The organism is Nostoc sp. UHCC 0251 (genome assembly GCF_034932245.1).
Lineage (GTDB): Bacteria > Cyanobacteriota > Cyanobacteriia > Cyanobacteriales > Nostocaceae > Nostoc.
Genome location: NZ_JAYGHD010000368.1, coordinates 1 through 17,783, shown reverse-complemented (window position 1 = coordinate 17,783; position 17,783 = coordinate 1). Strand labels below are relative to the sequence as shown.

The 17,783-nt window shown below is 37.2% G+C and carries 14 protein-coding genes; 13 read left to right on the top strand and 1 reads right to left on the bottom strand.

Annotation, left to right across the window (positions count from 1 at the left end; genetic code table 11):
* Positions 1 to 520: 520 nt before the first annotated feature.
* The 11 genes from VB740_RS31130 (at position 521) to rfbD (ending at position 15,112) form a co-directional block, all read left to right on the top strand.
* A complete protein-coding gene (locus tag VB740_RS31130; protein WP_323203687.1) occupies positions 521 to 1,327 on the top strand; it encodes an ABC transporter permease in 807 nt (268 codons plus the stop codon).
* Between the two features lie 5 nt (positions 1,328 to 1,332).
* On the top strand, positions 1,333 to 2,073 hold the full coding sequence (locus tag VB740_RS31125) for an ABC transporter ATP-binding protein (protein WP_323203689.1): 741 nt from the start codon (positions 1,333 to 1,335) through the stop codon (positions 2,071 to 2,073).
* Positions 2,074 to 2,271: 198 nt separating this feature from the next.
* On the top strand, positions 2,272 to 3,576 hold the full coding sequence (locus tag VB740_RS31120; RefSeq protein ID WP_323203686.1) for a class I SAM-dependent methyltransferase: 1,305 nt from the start codon (positions 2,272 to 2,274) through the stop codon (positions 3,574 to 3,576).
* 18 nt (positions 3,577 to 3,594) lie between these two features.
* Positions 3,595 to 7,353 carry a glycosyltransferase gene (locus VB740_RS31115; protein WP_323203685.1) on the top strand — a complete coding sequence of 1,253 codons (3,759 nt, stop codon included), beginning with the start codon at positions 3,595 to 3,597 and terminating at the stop codon, positions 7,351 to 7,353.
* Positions 7,354 to 7,403: 50 nt separating this feature from the next.
* Positions 7,404 to 8,369: a GDP-mannose 4,6-dehydratase gene (locus VB740_RS31110; RefSeq protein ID WP_323203684.1), complete on the top strand. Its 966-nt coding sequence runs from the start codon at positions 7,404 to 7,406 to the stop codon at positions 8,367 to 8,369.
* Positions 8,370 to 8,544: 175 nt separating this feature from the next.
* Positions 8,545 to 9,843 carry a glycosyltransferase family 1 protein gene (locus VB740_RS31105; protein WP_323203683.1) on the top strand — a complete coding sequence of 433 codons (1,299 nt, stop codon included), beginning with the start codon at positions 8,545 to 8,547 and terminating at the stop codon, positions 9,841 to 9,843.
* Positions 9,844 to 10,180: 337 nt separating this feature from the next.
* Entirely contained in the window at positions 10,181 to 11,155 is a 975-nt protein-coding gene (locus VB740_RS31100; protein WP_323203682.1) for a hypothetical protein, read from the top strand.
* Between the two features lie 106 nt (positions 11,156 to 11,261).
* A complete protein-coding gene (locus tag VB740_RS31095; protein WP_323203681.1) occupies positions 11,262 to 12,356 on the top strand; it encodes a glycosyltransferase family 1 protein in 1,095 nt (364 codons plus the stop codon).
* Positions 12,357 to 12,454: 98 nt separating this feature from the next.
* Entirely contained in the window at positions 12,455 to 13,531 is a 1,077-nt protein-coding gene (locus tag VB740_RS31090) for a glucose-1-phosphate thymidylyltransferase (protein ID WP_323203680.1), read from the top strand.
* A gap of 114 nt (positions 13,532 to 13,645) precedes the next feature.
* Positions 13,646 to 14,191 (top strand): dTDP-4-dehydrorhamnose 3,5-epimerase, encoded by a 546-nt coding sequence (gene rfbC, locus VB740_RS31085; RefSeq protein ID WP_323203679.1) that lies wholly within the window; start codon positions 13,646 to 13,648, stop codon positions 14,189 to 14,191.
* A gap of 36 nt (positions 14,192 to 14,227) precedes the next feature.
* Positions 14,228 to 15,112: a dTDP-4-dehydrorhamnose reductase gene (gene rfbD / locus VB740_RS31080; RefSeq protein WP_323203678.1), complete on the top strand. Its 885-nt coding sequence runs from the start codon at positions 14,228 to 14,230 to the stop codon at positions 15,110 to 15,112.
* 66 nt (positions 15,113 to 15,178) lie between these two features.
* Here the strand turns inward: rfbD and VB740_RS31075 are convergent, their stop codons facing one another.
* Positions 15,179 to 15,919 carry a 2-phosphosulfolactate phosphatase family protein gene (locus VB740_RS31075; RefSeq protein WP_323203677.1) on the bottom strand — a complete coding sequence of 247 codons (741 nt, stop codon included), beginning with the start codon at positions 15,917 to 15,919 and terminating at the stop codon, positions 15,179 to 15,181.
* 329 nt (positions 15,920 to 16,248) lie between these two features.
* Between VB740_RS31075 and VB740_RS31070 the strand changes: the two genes are divergently transcribed.
* Together VB740_RS31070 and VB740_RS31065 are read left to right on the top strand one after the other, a co-directional pair.
* On the top strand, positions 16,249 to 16,668 hold the full coding sequence (locus VB740_RS31070) for a BlaI/MecI/CopY family transcriptional regulator (protein ID WP_323203676.1): 420 nt from the start codon (positions 16,249 to 16,251) through the stop codon (positions 16,666 to 16,668).
* On the top strand, positions 16,668 to 17,507 hold the full coding sequence (locus VB740_RS31065) for a M56 family metallopeptidase (RefSeq protein WP_323203688.1): 840 nt from the start codon (positions 16,668 to 16,670) through the stop codon (positions 17,505 to 17,507). Before VB740_RS31070 ends, VB740_RS31065 begins: the two co-directional genes overlap by 1 nt.
* The last annotated feature ends 276 nt before the right edge of the window (positions 17,508 to 17,783 follow it).

Here is a 17,783-nt window from a genome sequence, read left to right as displayed (position 1 = left end):
TTATTTTCAACCGACTCTGCATTTATATTATGCAGCTTAAATGCCGATTAGCTTAGTAAAAGGTAGCCATGACTACAACCATCAAAATATTCAATCCTAATATCGAATATCCTAGTTCAGACAGTGAACCATTCAACAAGAACGCCCAAGGGCTGATAAATTAGCAGAGTAATTGCGATCACAAGGAATTGATCCAGATAATTTGAGTTAGCTAGATAGAGTATCGCTTAGATCATCCCGTGAGCAGATATCCTGAAAAGCAGTGTCCTTGACTTTCAAGCAATTGCATGATATATACAGCCTAATGATTTGTGACAGATAATTCTAGGAACCAATTGATAAATTAATTGGTCTTGCCGGGATAGGTGTGGTTAAAAGTATAAAAATGGTAACTAGGAACTTGTGTGTTTAACAATGCTTTGTAAGATAAAGTTTTTATTGTTAAAGTAATGCGGTAAAGTAGCCACCAATAGTATAAAATTTGCGAGTAATTTAGCTGTGACGTATAACGGTGTGAAGGATGAAGCTTTCGGTTAAAAGTAATTCAACTTGGTTGCAAGTGTGGCGCTACTGGGAATTGCTGCACGTATTGGTAGGACGGAATCTTAAAGTGCGTTACCGGGGTTCATTCCTGGGTGTTTATTGGTCACTCTTAAACCCGTTGATTATGACCGGGCTATACACTGCAATTTTTGGGACAACCTTTTCGTCGTATTACAATAACTCAATCCCAAATTATGTATTAGCAGCGTTTACAGGGTTGGTAGTAATCAACTTCTTTTCAGCTTCTACTTTTCAGGCATTGAGTAGTGTAGTGGCCAATGGTTCACTTTTGAATAAAATTCGTCTGCCAGTCAGTATTTTTCCTATATCAATGATTGCAGCAAATGTATTTCAGTTTGTCGTAGGGGTGTTGCCTTTGTTAGGAGTTATAACTTTCGTTAAATCCAAGAGCTTAGTAAATGTGCTGGCATTGCTATTTCCATTTCTAGCACTAGTTCTAGTTTGTACGGGAATTGGTTTTTTGGTAAGTGCTTTATATGTATTTTTTAGAGATTTACCTTATTTTTATGAGTTAATTATATTTGTAATTTGGATCAGTAGTCCTGTATTTTATCCGCCAGACATTGTTCCAAAAACAGTAAAAGCCTTTTTGGGGTTAAATCCTTTATCACCAATTATTGAAAGTATTCGTCAGATTACACTATCGGGAGCGCTACCAGATTTAACTTTAATTTGGGGAGCTTTACTCAGTGGCATAATTATTTTGTCACTAGGATGGGTTTGTTTTCACTTGTGGCGGCATCAATTTATGGATTTGCTGTAAATGAAATGGAAGTAATTCGCCTAGATAAAGTTTCGCTGTGGCGACGGACGCAAGAAGAGTTTTCTTATGACCTAAAGAAAACACTGTTGTCTGTTTTGGAGGGTAAATATCACCAGCCTGCGAAGAAACTGGTGCTAAATGAAATTGATTTGGTTGTTGAAAAAGGTGAGAAAATAGGTATAATCGGGGCAAATGGTTCTGGTAAATCAACACTATTAAAGATAATTTCTGGGATTTTACAACCTACCAGTGGTTTAGTGCGAGTGCGTGGTCAAATTGCTCCATTGATTGAACTCGGAGCAGGGTTTGACGCAGATATTTCTGTAATGGATAATATTCTGCTATATGGGGTATTAATAGGATATTCTCGAGCAGAAATGCGGGAAAGAACGCTTTCAATATTAGAGTTTGCAGAGTTAGAAGATTATGCATTAGTACCAGTGAAGGGATTATCTTCTGGTATGGTAGCGCGATTAGGGTTTGCGATCGCTACAGATATACAGCCGGACATTTTGATATTGGATGAAGTCTTGTCGGTCGGAGATGAAAGTTTCAAGAATAAGTGTAAGCGAAGAATTGAGCAATTTTGGGATCATAACGCTACAGTATTAGTAGTTTCTCATGATTTAAAGTTTATAAAACAGTCTTGTGTTCGAGGAATTTGGTTAGATAAAGGAAAAGTGCGTTTTATGGGAGACGCAGATGAGACCACCGACTACTATTTAAATTCAATAAATCAAATTTAACTTAATGTAAACTACCTAATATTAATGATTGACTTATCATTAGGAATTCTGTCTTAAATGAAACTATTTTGTGAACTAGATAAATGAGATTAATATATCATTAGATAGACTTAGGCAGAGACTTACTTAAGCTTTTTATAAAATTTGCTAATAAAAATGTATTCTTTTCCAAAAAATGATAAATTTCAGGAGAATCAGATGGATTACGACAAAATACTAGACCGTATTCATAACGTTTATCAAGAATCTCTTATGATTTATCATCCTGCTGGAAATGAACAAAATAAAGCAATAAATACACCTAATAAATTAATTAATAATAGTTCCGTTACAGAAATTGATGGTAACTATTTATTATTTTTTAATGATATATATACAAATACTATTCGTAAATGGTTAAAAATCCTTTTAAAGAAAATAGCATGGCCTATTTTTAAAAGACAAATTTATTATAATTCTGCTGTTAGGCAAGTTTTATACAATTTAATACAAAAAAGTGATGAATCTTCTACAAGAGTTAGAGAGGTAAACGAAAAGCTTTTTGGACTTGAGAAGAGAGTAGAACAGCTTTCTCAACCTGAGCAGAGAATAGATCAACTACCTCAACTTGAGAAGAGAGTAGAACAGCTTTCTCAACTTGAGCAGAGAATAGACCAACTACCTCAACTTGAGAAGAGAGTAAAACAGCTTTCTCAACTTGAGCAGAGAATAGACCAACTACCTCAACTTGAGCAGAAAATAAAGCAAATTGTTGCTGAACTACAAGCTGACAAAAGTGTAACAAAACAAGCCTCTTCTAATGAAGAATCTAAAATTGCTAGTGGTTTATGGTTCAATGAACCAATAATTGTGGGCTATCACGAAAATGGCGAAGCTTACTGGGCAGGAACTAATGAGAGAATATTGGAGAAGACCTTTGTCTTACAATCCCTTGCCCGTTTGCATGAATTAAGCAATATCACAGTTTTGGATGTTGGTGCTGCTGAAAGTCTCCTTTCGTATGAGTTGGCTACTCTTAATTACTCAGTTACAGCAATAGATATTCGCCCCATAGCGTTATTTCATCCCAACTTGAAATTTGTTAAAACTGATATCTGCAAACCTGTATTACCGCCAGCTAGTTTTGATTGTGTTATTGCTTTATCTACTCTAGAACATATTGGCTTGGGATGGTATGGAGATGAACCAGGAGAGAGTTATGATATTAAAGCTGTACAACAGATTAGTTTGCTTTTAAAGCCAGAAGGTAGTTTTATACTGACAGTTCCCTATGGGAAAAAAGCTTTAACGCCAGTGCACAGAATATATAATCAAGAATCACTCCAAGAACTGATTCAAGATTTCAAGATAGTTCAAATATCTTATGGAGTACGTAAGGATGACTTTACTTGGACTATTACTGAAAACGAATTAGAAGCATCTGAAAAGGAACATAATCCCAACAATTACCTTCCTGGTGCGGTAGCTATGCTGGTGTGTAAAAAAATCTTGTATAAAAACTAAAATCAGAATAGACATAACATGAACATAGCCATTGATATTCAAGCTCTGCAAACAAATAATTCTAGAAGTAGAGGTATTGGCCGTTATACACAATCTGTAATAGAAGCTCTATTTAGACAGAAAAATACGCTCAACTACCAATTATATACTAACAATACTATACAAGCCCCAGATATAGATAAGAATTACTTTCCATATAATTCTGTGGATTACCCATACAGTGGGAGTTGTGACATCAATGATCTGCTGTTAAAAAGTGTTTTCATGGCAGCAGATGCTGACATAATATTTATACCTAGCCCTATGGAGGGTTTAGAATGCACAATACCTGACTATAGTAATTTTCCTAAAAAAGTTTTTGTTATTTGCTATGATTTAATCCCCCTTATATTTTCTAATAGATACTTAAATGACCAGAATATGCGTTCACTCTACATGAAGCGCTTAAAAAATATACAAAATGCTGATTTTATATTTGCCATTTCCGAATCTACTCGTCAAGATGTAATTAAATACCTTGACATATCCCCTGAAAGAGTTTTAAACGTTTCAGGTGGTGTCTCTCCTTTTTTTACTCCAATTTACGCTCATGAACAGCAAGCTTGGCTCGAAACTCTTGCAAGGAAATTTGGTATTTACAAGAAGTTTATACTTTATACGGGAGGTGAAGATTGGCGAAAGAATATTGAAGGGTTAATTATCGCTTTTTCTAAGTTACCAAAGAGTTTACAGGAATGCTACCAGTTAGTGGTTGCTTGTAAAGTTTCTGAAAATTTTAGTAAAGAAATAAATAGTTTAGCATCAAAATTAGAAATTAAGAAATCTATAATATTAACAAATTATGTTACAGATCAAGAACTAAGAGCTTTATACTCAACCTGTTCTCTATTTGTTTTTCCTTCTTTTTATGAAGGCTTTGGTTTACCACTACTTGAGGCTATTTCATGTGGCGCACCAGCTATTGCAAGTAATAACTCATCTTTGCCAGAGATTTTAGGTTCTGATGAATTGTTGTTTGATCCCTACTCGCCTTATGATATGACTAGGATCATGCAAAAAGTTTTATCTGATGAGAGCTTTAGAAAAAAGAATTCAGAGGATGCTCTTCAGCAATCAGCGAAGTTTTCTTGGGAATCTGTCGCTAAAAATATATTAGACGTGTTCCAAGAGCATGAGCCACTAAATAAAGTATCTATAACATTTAATAGAGTTACGACAGTTAATCAAAAGCCACAAATAGCTTTTTTTAGCCCATTTCCACCAGCTAAATCTGGTATAGCAGACTATACTCAGGATTTATTGCCATACTTGGGGCAACATATTAACCTTGAGTTGTACCATGATGATAGTTATTTGCCCGATATTAAGATCAATAATAACTTATTTTCTCATAGTAAATTTGAAGAAAGATTAAAATCTCAAGCACATGAATGTATTATTTACCAGATAGGAAACAGTAGTTACCATTCTTATATGTACTCCCAATTAATGAGATATTCTGGAATATCTGTGTTACATGACTATTATTTGGGAGGCCTAATTAATTATCTGGAAGCTCGTTGCCCAGAACTTGGTGTTAAATTTTATCACGAATTAGAACACAATTATGGGAAAGATAGAACGCTAGAAATATTACAACTCTTGAAAACAGGAGAGTTGAATGTTCACGAGAAGTTATCTCAAGCAGCTATTTATGTAAATAGAAGAGTTTTTACACGTTCTCTAGGAGTTATATTACACAGTAAATGGGCTTACAACTGTGCCACTAAAGATTTTACTAATGACAATGCCTGTATTGTTCACATACCACAGCTAGTACCCAAGTTTACTTTCAGTAAAAAATCTATTAGAGATGAGCGTCAAGAGTTAGGTATTCCGAACAACAAATTTATAATATCAACTTTTGGCTTTATCAGTAGTACTAAACGCCCGGTACAAATTCTTCAGGCTTTTAAGAAGTACCTTGTAGAGCAACCTAGTGCTTACTTAATATTTGTGGGTGGTACTGATTACCTTGGTACAATTAATATAGAAGATGAAATTATAAAATTAAGTTTACAAGGTCAAGTAAAAATTACTGGCTATACCAGTATGCTGGAATTTTACCGTTATATAGAAGTATCAGATATATGCCTCAATTTAAGATTTCCTTTCAACGGAGAAAGCTCTGCATCACTTCTGCGAATTTTGTCTGTTGGTAAGCCTACTATTGTTACAGATATCGGTTCCTTCTCTGATTTTTCCAATGATGTGGTGTTAAAAATACCCCAGCCTGGGCAAAGCGATGAAGTAGAAGAGATATTGAAAGCTCTGATTTTGCTAACTCAGAACTCAGACTATAGAAATTCTCTGAGCCAAAATGCATATAAGTATATTGCCGAGGAACATTCACCAGAAAGATGTGCTAATCTATATTCTGAATTTATTCAGAGAGTACTTTGTTCACCTCAAGCAAAAAGCAAAAAGCTTGCTGACTATGTAGGGCGCGAATTAGCTAAACTTGCACCTAATATATCCAAAAAAGTGTTTACTAATTTCGCTAGAGCTATTGATAACTCCTATAAGGAAGAAGAAAAAGTAGAAGTACAAAAAGTAGTTGAAAATTTTAATCTCAATAATACTCTTATACCAACACAACCTCATCTGCAAAAAGAACTGAACTTTAATGATTTTTTACACACATGTCGCTCTATTTGCCTTGCAAAGATACCAAAAGCTAAAAAAATATTAAGTATTGGATGTGCTGGGAATTGGTACTTCGAGTGGTTCGATAAATTTTATCCTTACTCTATTGAAAATCATACTGGCATAGATTTAAATCCAAAACCGTTAGATTTACCAAATAATGTAACTTGGATTCAACATGACGGAGATGATCTAAGCTTAATAGAGTCGCAAAGTTTTGACTTAGTATTTGCTGGTCAATTTATTGAACATATATCTTGGGAATCACAGGTAAGTTTTTTATTAGAAGTTAACAGAGTACTGAAACCCAATGGTATTTTTGTACTTGATAGTCCTAATTATAACGTTACTAATAGATATGGATGGAAGCAGCCAGAACACATACATGAACTAACTTTTGAACAAATATGTGAACTTTTGCCAATCTCAGGTTTTGAAATTCAAGATTCATATGGTTTTATTCCAAAAGATTTGTTAGGAATTCCACCTAGTTTATTTGGTAGATATATTGAGCCTTGTTTAGAAATAAATCTGAATGAAGAAGATATTCAAAAGGCAATTAATAAAAAACCGGACAATTGCTTTGTTTGGTGGTTAACAGCCCAAAAGTCCAAAGAAATAAATCGTACAGATAGTACTCTATATAAGCGAATGCAAGAGTTATATGTAGAGAACCAAAGAATTAAAAATGAGGTGATTTTTCATGGGATTGGTTCAATTGTTGAAAGAAAGCAAAACTATTATGTTATTACGAATCCAGATGAGGGGCAAGGATTTGCAATCTTTGGACCTTATGATTCTTATGATAAAGGTAAATATTTAGTTGAATTTGAAATATTTACCCCAAATAAGAAAATAGACAAAAGTAATTTAGATTTAGTTGTAGCGATCGCAGATATCGCTGCTAATTCTGGGATAGAAGTCTTAGCAAAAAAGGAAGTTAGGCTACGACATATTTTAAATCAAGAAAAAACAAAACTGCAATTCAGTATAGACATATCATCTATACTTGAATTCCGCGTTTTATCCTTGGGAGTATCTCCGGTTCTGATCGGTATTAAGCCAAGGGTACTACAGCTCTCATCAGGTTAAAAGAAGTAATATAGTATGTTTTTACAGATATAGAAATAGAAAAAGGGAGTATGACAACAAAGAAAGCGCTGATCACAGGTTTAACTGGGCAAGACGGCTCTTATCTTGCTGAACTATTGCTAGAGAAAGATTATGAAGTATTCGGTTTAGTCCGTCGCTCAAGTTCCAGCAATCTTGACCGCATCAATCATTTTTCTAATAACATTCAAATCCTATCTGGTGATCTTCTAGATCAATCTTCCTTAATGGATGTAATTGCTGAAGCTCAACCTGACGAAATTTATAATCTTGCCTCACAAAGCTATGTCCCCATTTCTTGGACACAGCCAGCTCTCACTGCTGAATACACAGCACTTGGTGTCTCCCGCTTACTAGAATCTATCCGTCGCTGTAAACCAGATGCTAGGTTCTATCAAGCCTCCAGTAGTGAAGTTTTTGGTCAACCTGACGAATCACCCCAAACCGAACGTACTGCTTTCCGCCCCCGTAACCCTTATGGTGTTGCGAAAGCTTATGCTCACTGGATGACTATCAACTATCGGCAAAAATACAATCTTTATACTTGTTGCGGTATCACTTACACCCACGAATCACCTCGGCGTGGCACAGAATTTGTATTTCGTAAAATTACCCATACTGTAGCTCAAATCAAACTTGGTTTAGCAAATGAACTGAAATTAGGCAACCTAGAAGCTCGCCGTGACTGGTGCTACGCCAAAGATGCTGTTTACGCTATGTGGCTAATGTTACAGCAAGAGCAACCCGATGATTACATCATCGCCAGTGGTGAAACCTACTCTGTTAAAGAACTTGTTGAGTGTGCCTTTGGTTGTGTTGGGCTTAATTGGCAAGATTATGTTTCAGTAGACCCCGCTTTTTATCGCCCTGATGAACCAGTGCAGTTAGTTGGCTGCATTGATAAAATTAAAACTGGAATAGGTTGGCAGCCTCAATACTCTTTTAATAAATTAGTCGAGTTAATGGTTGATTATGACCTTAAGAAATTAAGCAGGTAGCTGGTTTAGTTTATTAATTATAAATAACCATTAACTTGAGGCTATAAGAAAATTAAAATAGTTTACCTAAGAATTGAACTACTGAGTTTTTTAGTTATGGATTTTCTTAGGTAAGTTTTTTAAGCAAAAAAATATTAAAAATTTGCAATAAAAATAGTTTCAAGTGGATTTTAAGATGAAAATATTTATAGATTGTACTCACACTGCAAAACATACATATAAAAATACTGGAATTCATCGAGTAGTTCGAGAGCTAACTTCTGAATTATTGCAAATAAGCTCAAACTGCACAGATATAGAAGTAGTAGCGGTTATGTTTGATGGTAGTTTTATGCGGAGGGTGACTAATCTTAATCAACAGCAAGATGACAATTTTACTAAGATTAACAAATATGTCGACACAAATAAAATAAATATAAAACTTCAAGCTCTACTTGTGAAGCTGAAAAATAAATTTATAAATTTTTTGTATGTATTAAACTTACTTGATTTATTTGATTCAATTTTAGGAAACGAAAAAGCTTTCCTTGAATTTGAAGGTTCTATAGTCCAGCCAGAAGATATTTATGTCATAGCTGATGCTAATTGGGATCTACCTAAAACTTACTACCGATTTCTACAACTTTTAAAAAGGCATAAAGTTACCATTGTAGTAATATGTTATGACCTCATTCCAATAAAATTTCCAGAGTTTTCCTCTAAGAGATTTACTAAAGCTTTTACAAAATTCTACAGCGATTATTCTATATTATTCGATAAAGTATTATGTATCTCTAAAAAGAGTGCTGAAGATTATAGTAATGCTATTAACCAAGGAATATTAGCTAATAATAATTCACAAATTGTTCAAAGCTTTCGTTTGGGCGGTAACTATCATAAACATGATTTGCTGCTAAGTAAACAAAATAATAGCCTTAATGAAAATTTGCAGAAATTACTCAATAAAAAATATATTTTAGTAGTTGGAAGTTTAGTGCCTCATAAAAATATCAAAACTATCATTGCAGCTTTTGATTTATTGATAAATTCTATTCATGATGATATATATTTAATTTTTGCAGGTAATAAAGGTTGGGACTCAGAAACTGATAACTTGATAGAATCTAATAAAATGTATGGCAAGCTCATACAAATATTAGGTTCAGTGACCGATGCTCAACTAGATTTTCTCTATCAAAATTGTTACTGTTTAGTTCAAGCCTCCTTTTATGAAGGATTTGGATTACCTGTGGTGGAAGCACTACAACACTGTAAACCTGTAATTGCTAGCAATGGTGGCTCTTTGCCTGAAGTCGGAGGTGATTTTTGTAGATATTTCTCTCCTACCCAACCAACAGAACTGTATGAGGCTTTAAAAGAGCTACTTGATTCAGAGATTTACTACAATAGTTTAGTAGATCGCGTCAGAAATGAGTATATACCATTCTCATGGCAAGAATCTGCTGAGGAGTTCCTCTCTTGTTTGTATTATTAAATTCAGTTTAAATTAAAGCTTAAAAATTTGTTGGTTAATCTATGTGTTTTGCCTAAGAGACTCACAGATACAACAACCTACGCTTTAAATATTATTACAAATCTGCAATCTATAAAACTGACATTATTAACTTCGTAGTTAATTTCTGAGTATTAATGCTATGAAATTTCAATAAAATTAAGATTAAACCCCGATTTACAAAATTAAGCTATTCACCTATTATTTGTTACATAAACTGCTATAAACCTATTTATTGTCAGTAATAATTATGGGAAAATACCAAAATTAAGCAATTAAGCTTTATATAAAAAACTAAAAAGTAAGTAAAAAATTAATTATGTTAGATAAAATATCACAAACCAAAAAAGCTATATTGAATCTATTAAGATTATGGAAAAAAGCAGATGTTATAAGCTTGAACATTAAAACTTTCGGCTATGAATATGCTCGTACTTTACGCGAACAATTAACAATACCTAGTAATTTATCACCGCAAAAAATAAATTTGCAATCTAAAGCTTGTCAACAAAATGATATTGAATCACATTGGTTTTTCTACTGGTGTCAGGAGATGAAAATTCCTGTAGCATACCATCGAAAATTGTGGGAATTTTGCTATATTTTACAAGCACTATATGAATACGATTTACTTACTCCTGGACGTAAAGGTTTAGGTTTTGGTTGTGGTGAAGAACCTCTGCCAAGTATTCTTGCTGCTTATGATATTGCGATTACGGCTACAGATTTAGATCCAACAGCATCAGCTGCACGGGGGTGGATAGAAACTAAACAAAATATGTCTTCTTTAGAAAAGATATTCCGTCCTGAGTTATGTACAAAAGAACTATTTACTAAAAATGTGAGTCTAATGTATGTTGATATGAATGCCATTCCTGCTTACCTAGAAGGTGAATATGATTTCTGCTGGTCTGCTTGTGCATTAGAACATCTAGGTAGCATTAAAAATGGACTTCTATTTATCGAAAATTCTTTAAAAACTCTAGTCCCTGGAGGAATAAGTATACAGACGACAGAATTTAATTATTTAGAAGAAGAAGAAACTATTGACAACAAAGGGACAGTACTTTTTAGAAAAAAAGATTTTGAACAAATTGCTAAAAAACTAACTGGGGCAGGACATCAAGTAGCACCCCTAGATTTCAATATTGGTTCTTGTGTGTTAGATAAATTTATTGATATTCCTCCATACTATAGTCAAGTTCATGATATACCACAAGAAGCACATTTAAAACTATTAATTGATCGCTTCGCTTCCACATCCTTTGGTATGATTATCAGAAAAGCTACGTAAGAAGCTAGGATTTTTAAGTTTCCGTAGTATTTTGTATCTAATTTTTAAGAATTTGTATAAAAAATAAGTGTTTTATAAGTATTATAGGCAAATAAAAAAATACTAAATGAATATAGTAGATAATGTTTCCTCTAATCAATTAATTATTAACTTATCTATTCTCTTGCCTCAACCAACGGGTATAGGCAACTATGCTCAAAACCTTTTTCCTTATTTAAAATCTTTGCAACCCACTCTATTAGTAGCGCAAAAATATCCCGATTTTGCCTGCTATCCAATCCCGTCAAACTTAACACCAGATCACGGCACGAAAGGTCATTTTAACCGCCTGATTTGGACACAATTTCAACTACCACAAATATATAAAAACCTGAAATCGAGTCTTTTATTCTCCCCGTTACCGGAAGCGCCCCTTTATAGTAGTTGTCGTTTTGTCGTCACATCTTTTGATCTGATACCGTTGCGTTTTGCTAAAGGCTCCTCACCACTCACAGCCTACCACCGCTACTATACGCCCCAAGTTTTTAATCAAGCACAACATATTATTTGCATATCTCAAACTACGGCTAAAGACATTACTGATTTTTACCAAATTCCCGCTAGTAAAATTACTCCGATTCCTTTAGCGCACGATCGCACTCACTTTTACCCTCTTAATCTACCTACCCGCAACTACTTTCTCTACGTTGGTCGCCAAGACCCATACAAAAACATCCAGCGGCTCATCAGTGCTTTTGCTGCGTTACCTAATTGCAAGGACTACGAACTATGGTTAGTAGGGCCAAGTGATTCGCGTTACACTCCAACTTTAACAGCGCAAGTTGCAGAACTAGGTATAACTAATCAAGTGAAGTTCCTTGACTATGTACCGTATAGCGAATTGCCAAAAATCATCAATGAAGCGATCGCTCTGGTTTTCCCCAGTCTCTGGGAAGGTTTTGGTTTACCTGTTCTAGAAGCGATGGCTTGTGGTACTCCCGTGATTACCTCCAATCTCTCCTCTTTACCTGAAGTGGCTGGCGATGCAGCAATTCTGATCAATCCCTACAACACCGGAGAAATTACAGAGGCAATGCAGGCGATCGCCACTAATTCAGAATTGCGATCGCGCCTTTCTAGCCAAGGTATTACTCACTCTCAACAATTCAGTTGGGAAAAAACAGGAAAAGCAACCAGCGAAGTTTTATCCCGCTACCTGTAAAAGATAACCTAACGCCAGAATTTAGATGTAAGGATTTTGGATTTTGTCAATTTTTCAGATTATCTTGACTAATGACTTATAACTAATCCTCAATCCTTATGAAAGCACTAATTCTCTCAGGCGGGAAAGGTACACGTCTACGTCCTCTCACTTATAGTGGGGCAAAACAACTCGTACCAGTTGCGAATAAACCTGTTTTATGGTACGGCATTGAAGAAATGGTCGCTGCTGGTATTACTGATATTGGTATCATCATCAGCCCGGAAACGGGGGCAGAAGTCCAAGGAAAAACCGGAAATGGAGAACACTTTGGAGCGAACATCACATACATCATACAAGACCAGCCACTTGGACTTGCTCACGCAGTCCAAATCGCCCGTCCCTTTTTAGGTGATTCTCCCTTTGTCATGTACTTGGGCGATAACCTCATTCAACTAGGGGAGTTACATTACTTTTTGCAACAATTTAGTCAGCAACAGCCAGATGCTCTGATTCTATTGCGTTCGGTTGCCAACCCTAGCGCCTTTGGTGTGGCTCAGGTAGATGAGACAGGACGAGTATTACAGCTAATTGAAAAACCCAAAGTTCCTCCTTCAAATCTGGCATTGGTAGGAGTTTATTTCTTTTCTCACCTCATCTTTGATGCGATCGCAAATATCCAACCTTCCGCCAGAGGCGAACTAGAAATCACTGATGCTATTCAATACCTCATTAATCAGCAAAAGCAAGTTTTAGCATACAATCTCAAAGGTTGGTGGTTAGATACTGGTAAGAAAGATGACTTATTAGAAGCTAACCGATTGATTCTCGATACCTATCTGACAGCATCAGTTGCAGGCGAAATCGATGCCCAAAGTCAGATTATTGGACGAGTCCAAATCGGTGCAAAATCTAAAGTAATTAACTGCACAATTCGGGGGCCAGTGGTGATTGGTAGCAATTGTCATTTAGAAAACTGCTTTATTGGGCCTTATAGTAGCATCGCTAACAATGTCACACTCATTGATACCGATTTAGAACACAGTGTTATTTTAGAAAGTGCTAAAATTGCCGGAATCCATCAGCGCATTATTGATAGTGTGATTGGACAAAGGGCACAATTGAGTCTTGCACCCCGTCGCCCCAAAGCCTTGCGATTTCTTATTGGCGATGACTGTCAAATTGAATTAACGTGATTTACTTGTTAAAAACGGAAAAACCACAGTCAAAATTATTATTCTGATACCTGTAAAATACAAGTGTTAAATTACTCCCACAATTAAAACTGTGGCACGTTACTTATAATATTAATGAGCATTGTATATACCAGAATTCCCGAAGTTCTACAATTTGAACCTCAAGTATTTGCAGACGATCGCGGGTTCTTTTTTGAAGCCTACAACCATCGAAAATTTGCCCAAGAGACAGGTATTATTGCAAATTTTGTCCAAGATAACCACTCTTGCTCTAAGCAAAACGTTCTGCGTGGGCTACACTACCAAATCCAACAACCCCAAGGTAAACTCATCCGTGTTGTTGTTGGTACTATCTTTGACGTAGCCATAGATATTAGAAAAAGCTCTCCTACATTTGGTAAATGGGTAGGTTCTGAACTCAGTGCTGAGAACAAGCGGCTACTGTGGATACCATCAGGCTTTGCTCACGGCTTTCTCGTGCTTTCAGAAATAGCTGAAGTTCTCTACAAAACTACAGATTACTACGCGCCCCAAAGCGATCGCACAATTCTATGGAACGATCCAGATTTAGCTATAGATTGGCCTCTGAGTGCGCCACCGATTTTATCAGCTAAAGACCAAGCCGGTAAATCTTTGAGAACTGCTGAAATATTTGATTAAGCTTGATGATTGCCTTAGCTTTGAGAACTAATTAGGATGAGTCAATCAATTTTGCTGATTGGTAGCAACGGTCAAGTGGGTAAGGAACTGCAACAAATACTCCCATCCTATGGCGATCTTATCTCAGTAGAACGCCCGATAGTAGACCTTGCCCAACCCGATACCCTCCGCAACGTTATCAGATCAAAACAGCCCCAAATCATCATTAACGCCGCTGCTTATACTGCTGTGGACAAAGCAGAAAGCGAACCCGAACTTGCTACTGCTATTAATGCTACTGCACCGCTAATTATTGCCCAAGAAAGCCAAAAATTAGGAGCTTTTCTAATTCATATTTCGACCGATTACGTTTTTGATGGCAATGGGTGTAGCCCTTACCAAGAAACCGATGTGACTAATCCCTTGAGTATTTATGGTAAAACCAAACTCGCTGGAGAAGAAGCTATTCGGGAAACTTGCAACCATCACCTCATCCTTCGTACCGCTTGGGTTTATGGAACCTTTGGCAAAAGTAATTTTGTCAAAACCATGCTGCGACTAGGTTCAGAACGCCAAGAACTCCGTGTCATCGCCGATCAAATTGGTAGCCCAACTTGGGCACAAGATATAGGCGCAGTTATAGCCCAGATGATTCCCCAGTTAACCCTAGAAATTAGCGGCACTTATCACTACACTAATAGCGGTGTTGCTAGCTGGTATGACTTTGCCGTTGCCATTTTTGAAGAAGCCCAACAGCTAGGCTTCCCTTTGAAAATTGAACGTATTGTCCCAATTACAACTGCCGAATATCCCACATCAGCCCGTCGCCCTGCTTATTCCGTCCTTGCTTGTGGAAAAATTTCAGCACTTGTCGGGACTTATCCCCCCCATTGGCGACAAAGACTCCGGCAAATGCTTAAGAATCTGAAAATCGGGCAATAGGGCATAAAACATTGTTAATTAAATTTCTCCCCTATTGCCTATTGCCTATTGCCTATTGCCTATTGCCTATCCTTTTTGACTTTTCAAAACTCCCGTCTCTTGTTGTATGGGCAAGACATCTAAAATATCAGTTTGGGAACAATATTTTAAATCTTCATGGCAGTCAAGACGCAACAATCGTTGGCCGTGACTAGCTTGGTGAAGTAATCCCAATAAGTTATCTTGCCATTGAGAGTAAAGAGCGATCGCACTTATTACTTCATCATTACCAGCGAGTTCTTCTGGTGACAACGTAGTTTGTTGTAGCAGACTATGAGCGATCGCACCTGCACAAACTGTATCTTCTAAAGAAAAACTACCTTCCCAACCAGAACCGACAATCCACACTGTTTCTGGTTGCAACTCTAGGAGAAATCGCACCACCGCCGCCCGGTTAATCAAGGCTGCTGCTAATAGATTTGGCGAATCTTGTACCCGTTGTAAGGCACGAGTGCCATTGGTGGTACTGATAAACAAGCGACGCCCTTGCACTAATTCTGGTGTGCAGTCGAGGGGAGAGTTACCCAACTCAAAGCCAGCTACTTTCGCGCCACCGCGTTCTCCAGCCCGCAGACGTTTTTCAGAAGGCCATTTTTCGCTAACTTCAATTAACTGATCTAAATCGCTGAATACTTGTACAGCTTCGCCTCCAGCTGCCAGAACTGTCGCTATTGTGCTAGTGGCTCGCAAGACATCGACTGCGATCGCACATTCTGGCGCTTTACCCGTTGGAGTCAATTCAGGAGTGTGGTATACGAATAGCTTCACGCGCTGGATACACCTAGTTTAATACTACTGTCGCAAATAACATTCTACCTAGTTGATGTCACTAACTATAGTCACAATTATTTGCAAAGTATTTTTTAGCATCAAAATGCACGATGTAACCCATTCAATACAAAAATACTCAAAAAGTCCATTTTTATGCTTTAAGACTTTCAGATTTGCTGCATTATCCTGTAATCTAAAACAAGAACAGACTTTCTAAAGCTGTATTTGGCATTCTAAGTTAGCACCACTACGCATCCTGACTCAACTTGCCAAAGAAAAACTAAAACTTTTACCTCCACTTTGCTCATCCCAAATCGAAAATCGCTATGGCACCTTTACCCGACTACCGCCCCAAACAACTATCTGTAGGCCCGTTAGAAGCGGAAATTTTAAATATCATCTGGGAACTTGGTTCAGTCACAGTGAAGGATGTACACGATCGCATCCTCGCCGATCCCAACCGCGAATTAGCGTATACTTCTGTCACCACAGTTTTACGTCGCCTCACTGATAAAGGTTGGCTAGCCTGCGATAAAAAAGAGCGGGCATTCTACTGGCGACCAATGCTGAGTAAGCAGCAATCAGATGTTATCAAAGCTCACGAGCAGTTACAGCGATTTTTGGCAGTTGGGAACCCCGATGTTGTTGCTGCCTTTGCCGATAGTCTAGATGAAGCAGCTAGTGAGCAAATAGCAGCGATCGCCAAACGCATTCAATCTGCACGCCAGGCCAGGGAGGAAAAATGATGCATCTAATAATGATTTTGAATGCTTTGGCAGTTGCCTGGTGGTTAAGATCCTCTTGGAATCAACATCAAGGCAGTTGGAGTCGGCGGTGGCAGCGATCGCTATTTTTGTTTCTCTTCCCGCCCTTGTTAATTTTCATGACTGCGATCGCTGTGCTGTTCATGGGGCCTCAAGGGCAAATGGGCGGCATGTATACAGGCTCAATTAGCTATTTACTAGCATTAATTTATTTGGCATTTTTTGCCATTTCATGTATTAAACTTGCCTTCCAGGGTTGGCAGTCTGTAGAATCTGCCCGTAACTGTCCTTTAGTGAATGTTGGCGATAGACGAGCCAGACTGCTGCAAACAGGCGCGTTGTTTGCAGGTCAAATCGGTTTTTGGCAACCAGAACTAGTGGTTAGCCAAGGATTAGTACAAACTCTCTCACCGGCTCATTTAGAAAGCGTCTTAGCCCATGAGCAAGGGCATCACTATTATAGGGATACGTTCTGGTTTTTCTGGCTGGGTTGGGTGCGTTCTTGCACTGCATGGTTGCCGAATACAGAGCCTTTGTGGGAAGAACTGTTAGCTTTGCGCGAACTCCGTGCTGACGGTTATGCTGCATTGCAGGTAGACCCTCTGGTGCTAGCAGAATCACTTTTATTAGTAGTTAGTAGCAGCCCAGTTTTATCAGAAATTTGCTGTGCTGCATTGGGTTCCTCTGGTGCAGATCGCTTAGAACAAAGAGTAGAAGCTCTATTAGCACCACCAGAACCAACCCCAGAAGCTCAATTACAATCCTGGCATGGCTTTCTGTTGGCGTTCCTGCCTCTACTGACTGTGATATTTCATAGTTAAATTGAATTTATAGCAGGGAACAGGCAATAGGCAACAGACTTGCAAGTGTCTTGATGTCGGCGTTTTACGATCAGTTTATGTTCTAAACTATATTTCAACTGCTATAAAAAGCTACTACAGCTCAAAGCTGCAACGGTAGCGACATTGGTTATGTCTGTAGCGATGTCGGTTACGACGATCGCGATGAAAACTTTATTCGCCCCTACACTATTACTCTTCTTCTAGAGAGGCAGTCCAGTAAAAGTAGTTGACAAGATGCACAGTTTTTGCGGAGTG